We start from the raw sequence: 16,590 nt of genomic DNA on the forward strand, positions 1-16,590 counted from the left end.
GCGGACCTACAGGGACGGGCGGCGCGACGTCATCCGGACGACCGGCGAGGCCGCGTCGGCCTCCTCGGCCGTCACGGTCACGGACCAGTCCGGCTCCGGCTCGCCGTCGTCGACCGTGTCCGACGGCGTCCCGGCCGGGGTCTCCGACGCGACAGGGCCGGGCGGCGGCGGGGGCGTGACGGAGGTCAGCGGCTGGAGTCCGGTCCGGGGCGGGGCGGGCGGCGGGGGTGCGTCCGCGGTGAGCGGCTGGAGCCCGGTCCGGGGCGGGCCGGGCGGCGGCGGTGCGTCCGCCGTCAGCGGCTGGAGCCCCGTCGGCGCAGGCCCGGGCGGGGGAGGCGGCACCGCGGGCAGCCCGCGCGCCGGGGTCGCCGTGTTGTCGCCCGCCGGGGCGGCGGTCGCAGGCGCCACCCCGCCGGCCTGGGCCGGTCCGGTGGACGACGGCGGCTGCGCGGTCGGCGTCTGCCCCTGGGCCGACGACGGCCCGTTCGACGGGGTCACCGGCACGCTGGGGTTTTGCGCCGTCGCGGTGCCGGACGCCGGAGCACCCGTCGAGGCCCCGGCCCCCGCCGCTCCGGCGCCAGCGCCGGCAACAGCACCGCCGCTGCCACCGCGCGACGGCGGCGTCGTCGGCCCACCACCGAGACCGCCACCGGAACCACCGGACCCCGAACCCCCGCCAGAGCCAGGACCAGTACCAGACCCGGAACCACCACCAGAACCCGACCCCCCACCGGCCCCGCCCCGCCTCGTGGAGGCGACCGGGTCGACGTCGGGCAGGGGCTTCTCCAGCAGCACCACGTCCACGCGCGACTCCCGCATCTCGCGGCAGGTCGCCAGGCCGATGCCGCCCACGTAGTCCTCCAGCGTCTGGAGCAGCTTGAGCGGCGTGGCCAGGATCATGTGGAACCCGAACGCGGCGAAGGTGTCCATCGCGGTGCGGGTGAACGCCGTGTCGGCCTTGTCGAACGCCTCGTCCAGCAGGATCGTGCCGTAGGCGGGCGTGGCCGACTCGGAGGCCCCGGCGAGCTGGTAGCGCAGCGCCGCGGCCAGGCAGAACACGACGAGCTTCTGCCGCTGACCGCCCGAGAGGCCGGCCGAGGAGTCGTGCACCGCGAGGGCGATGCCGCCCGCCGTGACCTCGACGCCGGTGAAGTGCACGTGTCGGCGCGTGTCCAGGCACAGGGACCGCCAGGCGCGGTCGGCGGGGTCGCTGGACCCGAGCCGGCGCACCAGCCGCTCCAGCACCTCGTACTCGGGCTCGGTGTCGCCGGTGAGGGTGTCGAGCGTGGTCAGGAACTCTTCGACGGCGGCCGGACGGCGCTCCTTGACGCGGATCTCCAGGTACCGGTCGGTGTCGAACGGCGACCGGCGCAGCGACGTGTTCACGCCGACGATGCGCTCGCGGATGGTCGCGGGCGCCTGCCGGATCTCGGCGGCGAGCTTGCGCAGGGCACGGCGCGCCTGGTCGGTCAGCAGGTCGGAGAACCGGGCCTCCTGCTCCGGCAGCCGCGACGTGCGGATGCGCTCCAGCACCTCGAGGTAGCGCGTCCGGTCGCCCACCTGGGCGGTCAGGTCGCGCGTGATCGCGGGCCAGCGGCGGCGGAACTCGGACAGCAGCCCGACGATCTCCCGCTCCGCCGCGCCGGACGTGCGCAGCCCGGCCTCGCGCTCCGCGTCGAGCGTGCGGGACACGGTGAGCGAGACGTCGTCGATCACCTCGTGCGTGACGGTCTTGCGGACGGCGGCGTACCGCTTCTCCAGCTCCTGGCGGTGCGCGAGCGGGATCGCGGTGGTCGGCGCGTCCCCGAGGTCGGCGACCACGTGCTCCAGGGAGCGGCGGTGGGCGCGGGCCTCGGCGAGCGCGTCGGCGGCCTCGGCGGCGGCGGCGCGGGCCAGGTCGAGCCGGTTCTCGGCCGCCGCGACGTCCTGCGACGCCTGGAGCAGGTCCATCGTGCCGTCGAGCAGCCGGTCGAACGACGCCTGGGCGTCGGTCAGGTCGGCCTCGGCGGTCTCGATGTCGACCTCGCGCCACTCGCGGCGCGCCACGTGCCGCAGCGTGAGCTGACGGCGCACGGCCTCGCGCTGCTCGGCGACGGCGTCGGCCACGTCCTCGTCGGCCCGGGCCAGGCGGGCCTGGGTCTCGCGGGCGAGCTCCAGGAGCTGGTCGAGCCGGTCGTCGGCGTCCCAGCCGAGCGCCCAGTCCTCGACGTCGGACAGCACCGGCTGCTCGATCTCCTCGGGCCCGTGCTTGATGAGGCCCTCGCGGGTGACTGCCCGTTCGTGCAGGTCGAGCCCGGACGGCTCCTCGACGCACAGGTAGTCGTACTGCTCGGACAGGCGGCGGTGCAGCCAGCCCGACATCGGGCCGTCCTTGACCTCGACCTTGTGCACCAGCGACGAGTCGTCCGTGGACCGCGGCGCGTCATTGCGGACGCCGACGACGCGGTAGCGCAGACCGGGCCCGGCCTCCACGGCGCGGGCGACGGCGGCGCGGTGCGCGGGGGAGACCAGCACGAGCGTGCCGAGGGGGCGCAGGATCTCCTCGATCACGGGCCGCCAGGCGGCCTCCTCCTCGCGGACGCGCAGCAGCTCGGCCGCGAACGGCAGCACGGAGATGTCGAGCCCGGCGGCCTCGGCCACGGCGCGGCGCGCCTCGGCGAGCGCGGCCGGCACGTTCGTCTGGGTCTGCCGCACGGCCTGGATGCGCGTCGCGACGGCCTCGTGCCGCAGCCCGACGGCGGAGCGCGCCGCCAGGGCCTCCCGGATGCGGCCGTCGAGCGCCTCGGGGGCGCGTGACCGCCCCGCGACGGTCGGGACCGTGCCGGTCGCGGTAGCCCCCGTCGCGGTCGCGCCCGTCACGGGGGCGACGGTCGCCACGGCACCCGTCGCGACCGCAGCCTGCGCCCCCGTCTCGACCGAGGGCACCGCCCCGGTCGACACCTCGGGCACCTGCCCGGTCGGCGCGGAAGCCGCGGCGGGGACCGCCGGGATCGCGCCCGTCAGGGTCGGCAGCGCCCCGGTGGCCGGCGGCTTCGTGCCACCCAGCTCCCAGCGGGCCTTCTCCTTCAGGGCCGCGAACTCGGCGAAGGTCTCGGGCATGTTCATGCCGACCGACTCGAGGTCCGTCGCGAGCTCGCCGCGCCGCGTGCGGACCAGGGCGGCGATCTCGCCGGCCCGCTGGAGGCGGTCCGCCTGCGTGGCCAGCGCCTGCCCGCCGCGTGCGCCCAGCACGTTGACGGCCTGCTGGTGCGTGTTCGCGGCGACGTCCACCTCGGTGTCCGCGGCCTTGCGGTGGTGCTGCGCCCGCTCCTCCGCGGCGCGTGCGCCCGCGAGGGCGCCGTGCGCGAGGTCGAGCTTCCACGCGTCCTTGAAGGTCTCCAGCGAGCCACGCAGCGTCGCCGCGCGCACGCCCGCCGTCGAGCCCTCGTCGTACGTCTTGGTCAGCGCCGCGAGCCGGCCCAGGTGGTCGATCTGCCGGCGGGAGGTCTCGATGTCGGCGTAGGCGCGCGCCACGTCCGCGAACTGGTGCACGGCCTGCGCCGCCAGCTCGAACGTGCCCGGCTCGTCGAGCATGTGCCCGCGGAACAGGTCGTCCAGGCTGCCCAGGTTCTTCGCCGACTGCGTGCGGTGCAGCAGCACCAGCGCCTGCTCCGAGCCGATGCCCAGCGCCTGGGTGAACGCCGCCGCGAACGGCGCGTGCCGCTCGCTCACGGTCGCGTCCGGCCAGGCGGCGGTCACGCCGGCGACGTCGGGCCCGGAGCGCACGAACCGCTCGAAGTCCAGCAGCCCCGCCTCGCCTCGCACGACGACGTGCAGCATCGACGGCGCCGAGGAACCGCGCGTCAGGTGGAACAGCCGCACCAGGGTCACGGTGCCGTCGTCGGCGTCGGTGCCGTTCGAGTACCGCAGCAGCACGCCCGACCAGGTGGCGCCCTGACGCAGGTGGTCGGCCACCACCTCGCCCGTGCTCTCGTCGGTCCGGTGCCGCCACGCGCCGCGCACGTACGACACGACGTCGCGGTCGCCCGCCTCCCGCTCCGTGGCCGCGGTACCGGCCGCCGCCACGTTGAACCGCAGGTGCTCGGGCGGGGTCAGGACCGCGGCGACGGCGTCGACCAGCGACGACTTGCCCGAGCCCGAGTGGCCCGTGAGCAGGAAGCCCTCGCGGGGCACGGGCACCACGTGGTGGCCCGAGAACGTGCCCCAGTTGACCAGCTCGACGCGCGACAGGCGCCACTGCCCGGTGTGGGACTGCCCGGTGTGGGACGTACGGGGGGTGCTCATGCGCTCTCCTTCGCCAGCCGGGCGTACTCGCCGCTCAACGCCGCCACCTGGTCCGCCCCGAACACGGTCCGCAGCACGGGGGAGACCAGGCACCGGTCCCCGCTGAGCGGCTCCAGCATGCCCGACTCGACCAGCCGCGCCCACGTCGCGTCGAGCTGCCGCGTGAAGTCCATCGGCGAGCCGCCGCCGCGCCGCCGGTACACGGCGAGGTGGTCGGCCGCCTCGTCGCGGCTGATCGCCACGCGCCCGTCCGAGGAGTCCAGGAGCAGCGCGCGCAGGTGCAGCAGCAGCGCCGTGTCCAGGAACGTCAGCGCGACCTCGCGCACCACCTGCGGGGCGTCGGCCGCCGGCACGTCGCGCACGAACGCGACCTGCGCGTCGGCGTCGACCACCAGGTCCAGGTACTGGTCGGCGAGGCGCTCGCGGACCACGTCCTCGTGCGCCAGGAGCGCGCGCCAGGTGTCGGGCTCGGGCTCGGCGGCCAGGTAGGGGCCGCGCACGAGCCGCGCCAGCGCGAGGCGGGCGGGGGCGGGCAGCGTGCCGTGGTCGCCGGGCCACAGCCGGCTGCCGGCCTCGCCGCCGGACCCGCTGCCCGACGACGCGGACCGGGCGGACGGCGCGCTCCCGCCGGCCGGCCGGCCGGGGCGCGCGGTGCGGAGGTCTGCCGGGTCGGGCCGCGCCGGACCGGTTCCGGGAACGCCGGGTTCTGTCACGGGACATGCTCCTCGAACTGGTGCTGGGGAAGTGCGGCCCGCCGGGGGACGCCGCGCGAGGACCGCCAGCCGACGTCCTCGCGCTCTCCGGTGGGGGTGCCGTGCTGCTCGGCGAGCGTCAGCAGGCCGACGACGCTCGCCGCGCCCTGGGTCGCGGGGTGCGCGTCGAGCACGGAGCCGACCGTGGCCCGGCCCGCCCGGTCGACGGTGTCGTTCACGTGCCCGCGCAGCTCGTCCACGTCGATCTCCGAGTCGCGGGCCATGGCGCGCAGCGCCGTGAGCGAGACGGGCCGCGGCGGCAGGGCGGGCTCGGCGGCCGGTGCCTCGGCGTCCTCCCCGCCCGGGTTGTGCGGCGCGAGGCCGCCCACGGACCGGGGGGCCACGGCGCCTAGGGGCAGGGTCAGCCGCAGCTCGGTGCCCGGCCCGACGTCGGGGGCAGCGGCGAGGGCGGCGTCCTGCGCTTCGCCGATCAGCCGGCGCAGGGCACGCTCGGCCGGGAGCGCGCCGGAGCGCACCGTGCGCTGCAGCGCGCGGCGCAGCACGCCCATCGTGTCGGTGAGCTCGTCGGCGGCGTCGTGCAGCGTGGGCAGGAGGCGGCGCAGCGCGGAGGCCTCGCCGGGCGCGAGGTGGACCGAGTCGAGCACGCGGCCGAGGTCGTCCTGCGCCGAGTGCTCCGACTGCCGCAGCAGCTCGCGGAACGCGACCAGGCCGCGGCCCGCCTCGGACTCGGCGAGGTGGTCGACGCCGCGGTAGATGTCGTCGAGGAAGGTGTCGCGGGAGCCGTCGGACTCCAGGAGCCGGCGGCGCAGCTCCCGGTCCGTGCGCTCCAGCTCGGTGCGCACCCGGGCCAGGTCGGCCGGGATGTCGCCGGCCAGGGCCAGGATCTCGCGGGCCCGCTCCGCGGCGACGTCGGCCGGCAGGGCCTCGGAGTCGCCCCGGCGGGCGCGCTCGATCTTCGCGTCGAGGGCGGCGCGCTGCTCCAGGAGGGCGGCGAGGCGGGCCTCGGGGTCGGGGTCGGCCTCGTCGGCGAGCCGGTGCAGCCCGTCGAGCACGGCGCCGAGCCGCGACGGCGTCACCGCGGGGTGCGGCCGGCGCAGGCGCGAGACGAAGCGGATGGCGAGCAGCGCGCCGTCGGACAGCTCAACGGTCTCCGCGCCGGGCTCGCCCCCGGTCTGCGGGGCGCGGCGGCGCACCAGGACACCCTCGTCGATCCACTCGGAGACGTAGAAGTAGCCCGAGTAGGGCAGCTCGAAGCCGGCCCGGCGCAGCTCGGGGACGTCGTCGTCGATGCGGTCGGCGAGCTGCTCCACGGGCAGCCGGCGGCGGGACGCGCCGAGGTTGCGGTCGAGCAGCACGACGGCGGCCGCGGCGTTCCTCGATCGCAGCAGCACCCAGGCAGGATGCTCCTGGAGAAGGGCGCGCACGGCGCGCGCCGCCTGGCCGCGGCGACCTGTCCCGTGCCCGGCGGCCGGCCGGGGCGCGGCGTCGCCCGGTGAGCTCGCAGTACCCATGGGGGCTGAGAGTAGTAGGCCAACGTGTCGGTGCGGCACCCCCGGGCGAAACATGGCGACACATGGTTCGTCGCTGAGCCGCGACGGCCATAGACGTATAGAGTCTGGTCTCACAGGGCTTGCCGGAAAACAGATCTCTACTTTCCGGCAGGCCCTGTCGTGCGTCATGGCACGTTTCGATGGCAGAGCATCGACGGGAGGGCATCTTGCTCACGAACGCAGCCCAGATCATCGCCCGGATCCGTGCCGAGCGAGGGCTCAGCATGAGTTCCCTCGGGGTGCTCGCGGGCGTGCCCACGTCGACGATCAGCCGAATCGAGTCGGGACACATCGAGCCGACGCTCGGCATGATCCGGCGTATCGCGCTGGGTGCCGGCTACCACCTCCACGTGCAGTACCTCGACCTTTTCTCGGGCGTGCTCGAGGACGACGTCGCGAAGGTCGGCGCGGACGCGGTGACGGACGAGGAGGAAGACGACGATCCCGCGGGCTAGGGCGGTTTCATCCGGTCCGCTACCTTGTCCGGTTATGGGATGTCGGTGCGGGGGGCGGGGGCACGCGGGGGCGCGGCGCGTTCCTGATGAATGTGACATTGCACGCAATTCCCGTGGAATCCGGGCGCGCACTCTCGCTCTGGTTGTGCCCCTCATTCCTCCGAGCAATATGGTCGTCATATGCCGAACGTCATGATCCCCGCCGCAGTGCGGGAGGACGTAGAGACGCTGTGGGTCTTCCACGACCTGCAGCACGAGCCGCGGCCTGTCGACGTCTGCATCGGCCTGGGCGGCCACGACCTCGGGGTGGCCGACTACACCGCCGACCTCTACCACGAGGGGCTGTTCCCCCGGATCGTCTTCACGGGTGCGAACGCGCCCACGACCATCGACGCCTTTCCCCAGGGCGAGGCGCTCGGCTACCGCGACCACGCGATCGCGCGCGGCGTGCCCGCGGAGGCGGTGCTCGTCGAGCCCGCCGCCACCAACACGAGCGAGAACCTGGAGTACAGCCGCAAGGTGCTCGCGGAGCACCGGGTCGAGCCGGCCTCCGTGCTCCTCGTCTCGCACCCCTACCAGCAGCGTCGCGCGTTCGCGACGGCGCAGATGGTCTGGCCCGACATCGATCTGCTGTGCGTGTCGCGGCCCATGGCGCTCGACGCCTACGTGGGCACCATCGGCGACGCCGACCGGGTCGTGGACATGCTCGTCGGCGAGACGCAGCGCCTCACGCTCTACGCCGAGCTCGGCTTCATCTCCCACGAGGAGGACATGCCGGCCGAGGTCGTCGCCGCCTTCGACCGGCTCGTGGCCGCCGGGTACACGTCGCGGCTGGTGGAGGACCGGCGCCCGATCGACGTCTGATCCTGCCGTCTGGGCGGCCCGGAGGCTGGTCCGGGGCGGCGTCGAGGCGCACGTCACGAAACGGGCTTCCGGGACATCCCTGGCGAGTCGCCCCGTTTTTCGTTACGTTCCGGGCATGCGCGAGGAAAACAAGCGGGGCAAGGATCCCAGGAAGTTCACCTGGCAGGAGATCCTCACGTTCGTCGCGGGCGCCGGGTACGTGGCCAGCCCGATCGACCTCCTTTCGGAAGGCGTGCTGGGGCCGCTCGGCCTCGGCGACGACGCGATCGCGATCATCATCGCGGGCGTCACCCTTTACAAGGCGGTGCGCCGCTTCCGCGAGCACCGCACCGTGCCCGGCACGGCCGACGACAAGACCCCGGGCGGTGGCGCGCAGGGCGGCACGACGGCGGGCGACGGCACGCCGGGTCCCGCACCGCACGGCAAGACCGTCCCGGGTACGGCCGAGGACGTCACGCCGAACCGCAAGCCGCACCGCTGACCCGCCTGACCTGCCCCGCTCGTCCTGCCCTGGCTACCGGGTCCGGGCGGGGCTAGGGTCGACGACGTGGCCAGCAGCAACGCACCCCGAGTCCTTGTCGTCGGGGGCGGGCCCGCCGGCTCCGCCACGGCGATCGCGCTGCGGCAGGAGGTGCCCGGCGCGCACGTGACCGTCGTCGACAAGGCGACGTTCCCGCGCGACAAGACCTGCGGCGACGGCCTGGGGCCGGGTGCCCGCCGGGTGCTGGACGGGCTCGGCCTGTCGGAGCTGCTGAAGCCGTTCCACATGCCGATGTCGGTGGCGATCAGCGGCCCCGGCGGGGTCGAGGCCCTCGCCCGCGGCCCGCTCATGGAGGGCCACGACCTCGCCGGGTACGTCACGCCCCGGCTCGCCCTGGACGACCTGCTGCTGACCGCGGCACGTGACGCCGGCGCCGAGGTCCGCGAGGGCGTCTCGTTCGAGGGGGCGACGCCGTCCGGCGACGGGCGGGAACGGGTCGCCCTGTCGGGCGGCTCGGGCTCCGGCTCGGGCTCGGGCTCCGGAGCCGGCGGCGAGGAGACGTTCGACCTGGTCGTCGGCGCGGACGGTGCCTACTCCGCGGTGCGGCGCGCGATCGGCGTCGAACGCCCGGACATGCGGCACACCCACATCGCGATGCGCGCCTACGGCACGGTGACCCACCCGGACAAGCCCGTCAGCGACACCCTCCGGTTCGACTTCCTGGAGGCGCTCCTGCCGGTCTACGGCTGGGTCTTCCCCCTGCCCGACGACGGCGCCAACATCGGCGTCGGCCTCCCCGTGAGCCACCTCAAGCGGCAGACGGCGCGACACGGACGCACCCTGCGCGACCTCTTCGACCTGTACGTCGAGGACCTGGAGCGGCGCGGCTTCTCGGTGTCCGGGGTGGAGCGGGTCGCCACGCACCAGCTTCCCCACGCCGCCGCCCGCACGCCGCTGACCGCCCCGGGCCGGGCCGCGGTGCTGGTCGGGGACGCCGCCGCGATGATCAACCCGCTCAGCGGCGAGGGGATCTTCTACGGCATGGCCGCGGGCGTGCAGCTCGCCGAGCAGCTCGGTGCGCTGGAGCGCTCCGGCACCGACTGGCGCGGGCCGGGGCTGCCCGGCGCCCTGGCGGCGTTCGAGGGGGCACACCGCCGCCGGTTCGCCCGGCACTACCGCGAGTGCCACCGGGCGCAGCGGCTCATGCGCTCGCGGACCTGGGCGGGCATCGCGACGCGCGCGGTGGCGGCGTCGGACGAGGCGATGACGCACGTGGCGCTCATGCTGTTCGATGAGCAGTCCGCGGGGTCGCGGGGGCTGGTGCGGCTGGCGGCCAACAGCGTGCGGCCGCTGCTGCGGCGTGGTGGAGACGGCGGAACGGGTGGCGGACGGTAATCGTTGACCGATCGTGGTTCTGTCACACTGCAGACCCTGATTCGCCCTGACCCGACCCACCCTGACTCGAGGACGACGATGTCACGCACCATCCGCCGGGCCGTTGCACGACTGATCTGGGCCGGCACCGGCTACCGGATGCGCTCGGAACCCGCTCCGACCAGGCCGTCCGTCTTCATCGGCGCGCCGCACACGTCGAACACCGACTTCTTCCTGATGCTGGCCATCGCGTTCGACATGGACCTCAAGATCCGGTTCCTCATCAAGGACTCGTGGTTCAAGGGGCCGATCGGCAGCCTCATGCGGTCGCTGGGCGGCATCCCCGTCGACCGGAAGGACCCGGCGAGCATCGTGAACGAGATCCTCGCCGCCGTCGAGCGGGGCGAGGAGTTCCACCTCGTCGTGACGCCGGAGGGTACGCGGGGCGCCGGCTCCGGCTACTGGAAGTCGGGGTTCTACCGCATCGCGCTCAAGGCCGGCTTCCCGGTCACCCTCGGGTACGTCGACGGCGTCGCGAAGGTCGCCGGCCTCGGGCCTAGCATCGAGCTGACCGGCGACGTCGGCGCCGACATGGACGTGATCCGCGCTTTCTACGCGGACAAGTCGGGGGTCAAGCCGGCCAACCGCACGGAGCCCCGCCTCCGCTCGGAGGACCCGACCCCCGCCTGACCCTCCCCACGCGCTCAAACCCTCGTTGAGTGCTGGGTATTTGCCCTTTCCCTGGCCGGGAAAGGGCAAATACCCAGCACTCAACGACCGGGTTCGGGGGAGAGGGAGTCCAGGACCCTCGCCAGGCCGTAGGTCCAGGCGTGGGCCGGGCTGGACGGGGCGTTCATCGCCTCGCCCGCGGCGGCCCCGACCCGCTGCGCGAGCTCGTGGTCGTCGCCGAGGTACTCCGCGAGCCGTCCGGACCAGCGCCCCCAGAGCTGCGGCATCTCCTCCGCCCGCGGGTCCGGGCGCTGAGCCCGGGCCGCCGCGCGGACGAAGTCGAGCACGAAGGTCAGCGCGGCGTCGCGGGCGACGTCGTCCAGGGGCAGCGGGTCCAGCGCGTGCAGCTCGTGGTCGTACTTGGCGATGGTGCCGGGGCCGAACACCGTGCGCTCGTCGTCGATCTCCAGCAGCCACGGGTGCTCGCGGAGCACCGCGAGGTTCGACTCGGCGACGTCGCGCACCCGCGTGCGCCACCCGGCGTCCCCGAACGCGGGCCGCGGCATGCGCGCACAGGCGGCGTCGGCCATCAGGACGAGCAGGTCGTCGCGGCTGTTCACGTGCGTGTAGACGGACATGGCCGACACGCCCAGCACGTCGCCGAGGCGCCGGACGGTGACGGCGGCGAGGCCCTCGGCGTCGGCCATCTCTCCGGCGGCGTCGACCACCGCGCCCGTGCTGATGCGGGTCCGCGGACCGCGCGCGCCGCCCTGCGGGGCCGCCGGGTGATCGCGCCACAGCAGGTCGATCAGCTCGCGGGGCATCGGGTCTCCAGGATCGGGGTGACGGTCCGGGAACATTCTGCAACCATCTTACGTTGTACGCCGTACAGAGTTTCAGATCCGAGGAGTCAGCTTGAAGATCACCGGTACCGCCCTGTCCCTCAACGTGCCCGACGTCGCCGCGTCGGCCGAGTTCGCCACGCGCCACCTCGGCTTCACGGAGGCCATGTCCGACGACGGTTTCGTGTCCCTGCAGCACGACTCGGCCGGCGTCAACATCGTGTTCCTGCGGGTCGGCCTCGGCACGTTCAAGCCCGAGCGGATCGCCGGACCCGCGGGGCAGGGCCTGCTCATCGCGTTCGTCGTCGACGACCTCGACGCCGAGTTCGCCCGCATCTCCGCCGCCGGGGCCGAGGTCGTCACGCCGCCCGAGACCGAGCCCTGGGGCGAGCGCTACTGCCAGTTCGCGGACCCCAACGGGATCGTGTGGCAGCTGGTCCAGTGGGTCTGACCGTTTCCTGACTCGGGAGTCGCCTTCGAGACCTAAGTTTCTTCGCTTTGAGCCGCCGGAGAGCGAAGAAACTTAGGTCTCGTAGGGGAGTGGTCGCGCCGGGTCCACGGTCAGCCGTGCGCCCAGCCCGACCAGCGCGCCACCCGGACCCGGATCACCGGACCGTCCGGGCGGCGCTCGCGGTATTGCGGGTAGCGATCGGCGAGCGCGTCCAGCGCCGCCGCGCGAGGCGCGCCGTCGTGCTCGACGACGGCGACGCCGTCCGCCCGCACCCACCACAGGTGCGTCCAGTCGTCGTCGTACCGGTCCGCGAGCAGCGCGACGCGCGGGTTCTCCGCGATGTTGCGCAGCCGCTTGAGGTTCAGGGTGGTCTTCGGCTTGTGGTCGACGGCGACGACGACCTCGTCGGCCGGTGCGCCCGTCGAGGTGCTCTCCTGGGTGCCTCCGGGGCCGTCGGACGCCGGGCTGCCACCTGCCGGGGTCTGTCCGCCGACGGCGGTGCTGACCAGCGCGAACGTGACCGGCACGAGCTGCGGCACGCCGTCGCCGTCGGCCGTGGCGAGGTAGGCGTGCCGGGCCGCGGCGAACCGGGAGCGGCAGACATCGGCATCGAGGCGCACTCCGCCATTCTGCCTCGCGTCGGTCGCGTGGCGGACCGTGCCGCAGGGATGCTGTGGGCATGAGCAACCAGCAGCAGCCCCGGCGGGTGCGGGACCTCGGCATCGTGGTGGGCGCGCGGCCCCCCGGCGTCCTCAACGCGATCACCGACGTGCCTGGCGTGCGGGTGGGGCACACCACGATCGTGGACGCGCCGCGCCTGCACACGGGGGTCACCGCGATCGTCCCCGATGCGCTGGGCGCGACCCGGCGGAGCCTGCCGTGCGGGCTGTTCGTCGGCAACGGGTTCGGCAAGCTGATCGGCGCCACGCAGGTGGTCGAGCTGGGCGCGATCGAGACGCCCATCCTCCTGACCGCGACCCTGAGCGCCTTCCGCGCCGCGGACGCCCTGGTCACGCACGTGCTCGCCACCCCGGGCCACGAGGAGACCCGCACGCTCAACCCCGTGGTGGGCGAGACCAACGACGGCCGCCTCAGCGACATCCGCGCACGCCCCGTCACCGAGGCGCACGTGCTCGCCGCGCTCGGCGGCGCGACGTCCGGCCTGCCCGGCGAGGGCTGCGTCGGCGCCGGGACCGGCACCATGGCGCCCGGGTTCAAGGGCGGCATCGGCACGTCGTCGCGCAGGGTCGGGGACTGGACGGTGGGCGCGCTGGTCCAGTCCAACTTCTCCGGCACGCTCACGGTGCGCGGGGTTCCGATCATGCCCGACGACGGCGCGGTGCCGGTCGCCGCGACCTCGTCGGCCAGCGCCGCCGCGGGCCGAGGAGCAACAGGCGACGCACCCGCCGACCCGCGCCAGCCCGAGGGCAACTCCTGCATGATCGTCGTCGCCACCGACGCACCGCTGGACGCTCGGCAGCTCGGCCGTGTCGCGCGCCGGGCGGTGTTCGCGATGGCCCGCGTGGGCTCCGACTTCGCCGGTGGCAGCGGCGACTACGCCCTCGCGTTCAGCACGGCGGACACCCCGTCGTCGGACCGCGAGGCTCCGGGCCGGGTGGACGACGGCGACCTGGACCCGGTCTTCGTCGCGACGACGGAGGCCGTGGAGGAGGCCCTGCTGAACTCGCTGTTCATGGCGACCACGACCGTGGGGCACCGCGGCACGGCGACCGCCGTGCCCCACGACCTGGTGCTCGACCGCCTGCGCGCGGCCGGGGTGCTGCCTCAGCCCTGGGCGGCCGGTCCGGCCTCGTAGTCGGCGGACAGCGTGATCTCGACGTCGATGTCCCGGGGCTGCAGCTCGACCTGCGCGCCGCCGCCCGGGGCGGCCATCGCGCCGGCCCGCATCGCGTACATCGGGGTGTTGCCGCCGTCGTTCCCGCCGCGCAGGCCCGCCTCGTAGATCGCGACGGGCGCCACGGGGCCGAGGCCCAGGGCGTCGGCGTACGACTGCGCGCGGGTCACGGTCTCGCCCGCGGCCTCGACCCGGGCCTCCGCCTGGAGCGCCTTGCGCGTCTCGTCGGTCAGGGTCCAGTTCAGCCAGTCGATCTCGACGCCCTCGACGTCCATGATGTCGGCGAGCCAGGTGGACAGGACCTCGAAGTCGCTGAACGTGACCGACAGTCGCGCCGAGGCCCGGAAGCGCCGGATCCGCTGCTTGCCGCCCGACCCGGAGTCCTTGACCCGGTCGTCGTAGACGTAGGAGTGCACCGAGGCGGAGTCCCACTTCTCCGCCGCGCCGGACGCGACGTGCGCCTTGGCCTGGTCCACGAGGATCGTGTGGGTGCGCGCCACCCGTTCCACGACGTCGTTGCGGAGGGTGCCGGAGAACGCGACGTGCAGGTTGACGGTCCCGCGCTCGGCGGGGCTGGTGCGCTTGGCCTGACCTTCGACGGCGATACGAGTCATGTGCGGAGTCTGCCCACGATGCCGCGGGCCACGCCACCCTGCCGCGCCGGGCCACGCGTGATGCGGCGGCAGGTCAGCCGATCGTGCCCTTGCCGACGGCGCCGCGCATCAGCGTGGGTTCGAGCCCGCAGAACGCCCCGTAGCGCGCGGCCTCTGCCTCCAGCGCCGCCCATACCGCGGCGGTGGGCTCGTCCGTGAGCTCGACGGTGATCTCCACCGTCTGCGCCTTGAGCACCCGCGACCACCCGCCGGCGATGAGGCCGTCGACGGCGACCAGACCGGTGTAGAGCCAGCGGCTCGGCATGCCGTCGCGGGTCAGCGAGGGCCAGCTCTTGAAGTCGTGGCAGAAGAACTCGTCGTAGACCGACAGCAGGCGCGCTGTACCCGCTGGCGCCGGCTCAGGCAGGTCGCCGTCGGCCCAGAGGTCCAGCCCGGCCACCTCGTGGCGGGTGAGCCCGGCGTCGGCCACGGCGGCGCGGGCCGCCGTCTTGGTCAGGGTTCCCCACCAGGCGACGTCCTCCGCACGGCAGGGTCCGTGCCCCCGTACGTAGGCGCGGGCCAGGTGCACGCGGGCGGTGTCCTCGTCCCAGGCCTTCTGCTCCGGCAGCAGGCGGTAGGTGGCCTGCTTGCCCCGCATCGGGCCGCTCGCGACGATCAGGTCCAGCTCCGCGTGCATCATGAGCTGACCCAGGTGCCAGGCGTCCAGCGGCGCGCCCTCGGCCTCGGCGATGGCGACGCCGATCTCCTTGCGCGTCAGCGGGCCGTCCGCCAGCGCGTCCGCGACGACGCCCTGCCGGCGCGCGAGCACCGAGTGGTCGAAGCCGTAGGACCGCTCCGTCGACGCCATCGCCTTGCGGACCCGGGGCGCGGTGGCCGTCATCAGCGGCGCCAGGTCGTCGGGGACCACGTAGTGCCAGGTGGGGCGCAGGACGTGCGTGCGCAGGATCGAACCGTCGGCCAGGGCGCCCTGCACCTGTTCGAGCGTGGCCGGCGTCGCCAGGCGCTGCGCCACACCCCACGCGGACGAGTGCAGCTCCTGCGACTGGACGGCGCCGAGCCGGGCGACGACGCCGGCCACCGTGTCGCCGTCGTCGTCCCCCGGCGCGCGCAGCGTGCCCAGGCCCACCGAGGTGAGCCGGGCCCGCTGGATCGCGACGACGTCAGACGTAGTAGGCATCTTCGCCGCCATGGCCCGCCGCCCGGGCGCGCCGGTGCTTGGCCAGGCTTCGGATCAGCAGGATCACCCCGACCACGAACAGGATCAGCACGGGGATGATCGCGAGCGGGGCCAGGACGGCCAGGAACGAGACACCGATGCTCGTGGCGTCCTCCGCGGCGCTGACCACGGGCGCCGCGGTGCCGCCCGAGATCGTGTTGGCGACCACCCGTCCGCCCGCCTTGGCCGCGTGCGTGCCCAGTGCGAGCACCACGCCCGCGACGATCGGGATCCACTGGCCCGACTGCACGAACGCCGCCGGGTCCGTGACCGTCGCCGTCTCCGACATCGAGCCCGCGCCGAAGGCGATACCGCCTGCCGTGGGGCGGATGACGGTCTGCACCACGTCGTTGATCGAGTCCAGCACCGGGATCTTGTCCGCGGCGAACTCCAGCACCAGGAGCACGACCAGGATCGCCATCACCCAGCCGTTCTCCAGCCACGCCCACGTGCCCGGCAGCTCCACGAGGTCCGTGAAGCGCGAGAGCACGCCGAGGAAGATGAGCGGGATCCATGCGTTGAGGCCCGCTGACAAGGCGAGTCCGCTACCGGTGGCAATTTCGAGCATGACTCGAAGTGTTCCACGGCACACCGACACTCCGTGGGCGAAACGTGTCCGGTGTGCCCGATCTGTTATCGGTCTGTCACAGGCGCCGTTTCTCCTGTGGGCGAAGGTCTGGAACCGGCGGACCCGTTCGTGGAAGAGTTGCCGGTACCCACCGCAACGCTGCGCTGACCTGGAGGCTCGGATGGCCTGGACGATCTTCGCCGTCGTATCGGTGGTGCTGCTGGGCCTGTCGGCCGGCGTCTTCTTCGCGTTCTCCTCGTTCGTCATGAGCGGCCTCGCCCGCGCGTCCGACGACGCCGCCGGCCAGGCGATGACCGGCGTCAACGAGACCGCGGTGCTGCCCGCGTTCATGAGCGTCTTCTTCGGCGCGCTCCTCGTCCCGGCGGGCACCGGCATCTGGGGCCTCGTCGACGGGCGCGACGGCGGCGCCTGGATCCTCTGCGGCGCCGCCGTCTACCTGGTCGGCACCTTCGGCGTGACGATGGCGCTCAACGTGCCCCTGAACAACCGGCTCCTCGCGGCCCACGACAAGGCCGACGGCTGGCGCGACTACCGCCGGCCCTGGACCACCTGGAACCACGTGCGCACGCTCGCCGCCGTCGCGGCGGCGGCGCTCGCGGCGGTCGGTCTGCTCTGACTGGTCGGCCCGCCGGG

16 protein-coding genes are annotated in these 16,590 nt (G+C 74.1%); 8 read left to right on the forward strand and 8 right to left on the reverse strand.

Annotated elements, in window-relative coordinates; genetic code table 11:
• Positions 1 to 6: 6 nt before the first annotated feature.
• From FHX71_RS03520 to FHX71_RS03530, 3 genes are read right to left on the reverse strand one after another with little or no spacing between them, the layout of a single operon-like run.
• Complete coding sequence (locus FHX71_RS03520; protein WP_182614444.1) at positions 7 to 4,284, reverse strand: ATP-binding protein; 4,278 nt, start codon at positions 4,282 to 4,284, stop codon at positions 7 to 9.
• Positions 4,281 to 4,997 carry a DUF4194 domain-containing protein gene (locus tag FHX71_RS03525; protein ID WP_312876915.1) on the reverse strand — a complete coding sequence of 239 codons (717 nt, stop codon included), beginning with the start codon at positions 4,995 to 4,997 and terminating at the stop codon, positions 4,281 to 4,283. Before FHX71_RS03525 ends, FHX71_RS03520 begins: the two co-directional genes overlap by 4 nt.
• Positions 4,994 to 6,508, reverse strand: coding sequence for a DUF3375 domain-containing protein (locus tag FHX71_RS03530; RefSeq protein ID WP_182614445.1), 1,515 nt, complete (start codon positions 6,506 to 6,508; stop codon positions 4,994 to 4,996). Before FHX71_RS03530 ends, FHX71_RS03525 begins: the two co-directional genes overlap by 4 nt.
• Positions 6,509 to 6,687: 179 nt before the next feature.
• Between FHX71_RS03530 and FHX71_RS03535 the strand changes: the two genes are divergently transcribed.
• From FHX71_RS03535 to FHX71_RS03555, 5 genes are all read left to right on the forward strand, one after another.
• Positions 6,688 to 7,002, forward strand: coding sequence for a helix-turn-helix domain-containing protein (locus FHX71_RS03535; protein WP_281383653.1), 315 nt, complete (start codon positions 6,688 to 6,690; stop codon positions 7,000 to 7,002).
• Between the two features lie 180 nt (positions 7,003 to 7,182).
• Positions 7,183 to 7,866 carry a YdcF family protein gene (locus tag FHX71_RS03540; protein WP_182614447.1) on the forward strand — a complete coding sequence of 228 codons (684 nt, stop codon included), beginning with the start codon at positions 7,183 to 7,185 and terminating at the stop codon, positions 7,864 to 7,866.
• Between the two features lie 115 nt (positions 7,867 to 7,981).
• Entirely contained in the window at positions 7,982 to 8,347 is a 366-nt protein-coding gene (locus FHX71_RS03545; RefSeq protein WP_182614448.1) for a DUF1232 domain-containing protein, read from the forward strand.
• 66 nt (positions 8,348 to 8,413) lie between these two features.
• Positions 8,414 to 9,742: an FAD-dependent monooxygenase gene (locus FHX71_RS03550; protein WP_182614449.1), complete on the forward strand. Its 1,329-nt coding sequence runs from the start codon at positions 8,414 to 8,416 to the stop codon at positions 9,740 to 9,742.
• Positions 9,743 to 9,820: 78 nt separating this feature from the next.
• The gene (locus FHX71_RS03555) at positions 9,821 to 10,411 is read left to right on the forward strand and encodes a 1-acyl-sn-glycerol-3-phosphate acyltransferase (RefSeq protein ID WP_182614450.1); all 591 of its coding nucleotides are present in this window, start codon (positions 9,821 to 9,823) and stop codon (positions 10,409 to 10,411) included.
• Between the two features lie 80 nt (positions 10,412 to 10,491).
• Here the strand turns inward: FHX71_RS03555 and FHX71_RS03560 are convergent, their stop codons facing one another.
• Positions 10,492 to 11,214, reverse strand: a complete 723-nt coding sequence (locus FHX71_RS03560) for a TetR/AcrR family transcriptional regulator (RefSeq protein ID WP_182614451.1) — start codon at positions 11,212 to 11,214, stop codon at positions 10,492 to 10,494.
• A 91-nt stretch (positions 11,215 to 11,305) separates the two neighbouring features.
• On the opposite strand from FHX71_RS03560, the gene FHX71_RS03565 reads away from it, so the two are divergent.
• Complete coding sequence (locus FHX71_RS03565) at positions 11,306 to 11,683, forward strand: VOC family protein (protein WP_182614452.1); 378 nt, start codon at positions 11,306 to 11,308, stop codon at positions 11,681 to 11,683.
• A gap of 110 nt (positions 11,684 to 11,793) precedes the next feature.
• On the opposite strand, the gene FHX71_RS29660 is transcribed toward FHX71_RS03565, so the two are convergent.
• Positions 11,794 to 12,303 carry a TIGR03668 family PPOX class F420-dependent oxidoreductase gene (locus FHX71_RS29660; protein ID WP_182614453.1) on the reverse strand — a complete coding sequence of 170 codons (510 nt, stop codon included), beginning with the start codon at positions 12,301 to 12,303 and terminating at the stop codon, positions 11,794 to 11,796.
• A 59-nt stretch (positions 12,304 to 12,362) separates the two neighbouring features.
• Between FHX71_RS29660 and FHX71_RS03575 the strand changes: the two genes are divergently transcribed.
• Positions 12,363 to 13,499: a P1 family peptidase gene (locus FHX71_RS03575; RefSeq protein WP_182614454.1), complete on the forward strand. Its 1,137-nt coding sequence runs from the start codon at positions 12,363 to 12,365 to the stop codon at positions 13,497 to 13,499.
• Here the strand turns inward: FHX71_RS03575 and FHX71_RS03580 are convergent.
• The 3 genes from FHX71_RS03580 to FHX71_RS03590 all read right to left on the reverse strand — a co-directional run bounded on the left by FHX71_RS03580 (position 13,469) and on the right by FHX71_RS03590 (position 15,936).
• Positions 13,469 to 14,152, reverse strand: a complete 684-nt coding sequence (locus FHX71_RS03580; protein ID WP_182614455.1) for an SIMPL domain-containing protein — start codon at positions 14,150 to 14,152, stop codon at positions 13,469 to 13,471. The two genes, FHX71_RS03575 and FHX71_RS03580, sit on opposite strands and share 31 nt — an antisense overlap.
• A gap of 73 nt (positions 14,153 to 14,225) precedes the next feature.
• Positions 14,226 to 15,329, reverse strand: a complete 1,104-nt coding sequence (locus FHX71_RS03585) for a winged helix DNA-binding domain-containing protein (protein ID WP_182614456.1) — start codon at positions 15,327 to 15,329, stop codon at positions 14,226 to 14,228.
• A complete protein-coding gene (locus FHX71_RS03590; RefSeq protein WP_182614457.1) occupies positions 15,313 to 15,936 on the reverse strand; it encodes a DUF4126 domain-containing protein in 624 nt (207 codons plus the stop codon). Before FHX71_RS03590 ends, FHX71_RS03585 begins: the two co-directional genes overlap by 17 nt.
• Positions 15,937 to 16,117: 181 nt before the next feature.
• Here FHX71_RS03590 and FHX71_RS03595 point away from each other — a divergent pair, with 181 nt between their 5' ends.
• Complete coding sequence (locus FHX71_RS03595; protein WP_182614458.1) at positions 16,118 to 16,573, forward strand: anthrone oxygenase family protein; 456 nt, start codon at positions 16,118 to 16,120, stop codon at positions 16,571 to 16,573.
• The last annotated feature ends 17 nt before the right edge of the window (positions 16,574 to 16,590 follow it).

The organism is Promicromonospora sukumoe, assembly GCF_014137995.1.
Lineage (GTDB): Bacteria > Actinomycetota > Actinomycetes > Actinomycetales > Cellulomonadaceae > Promicromonospora > Promicromonospora sukumoe.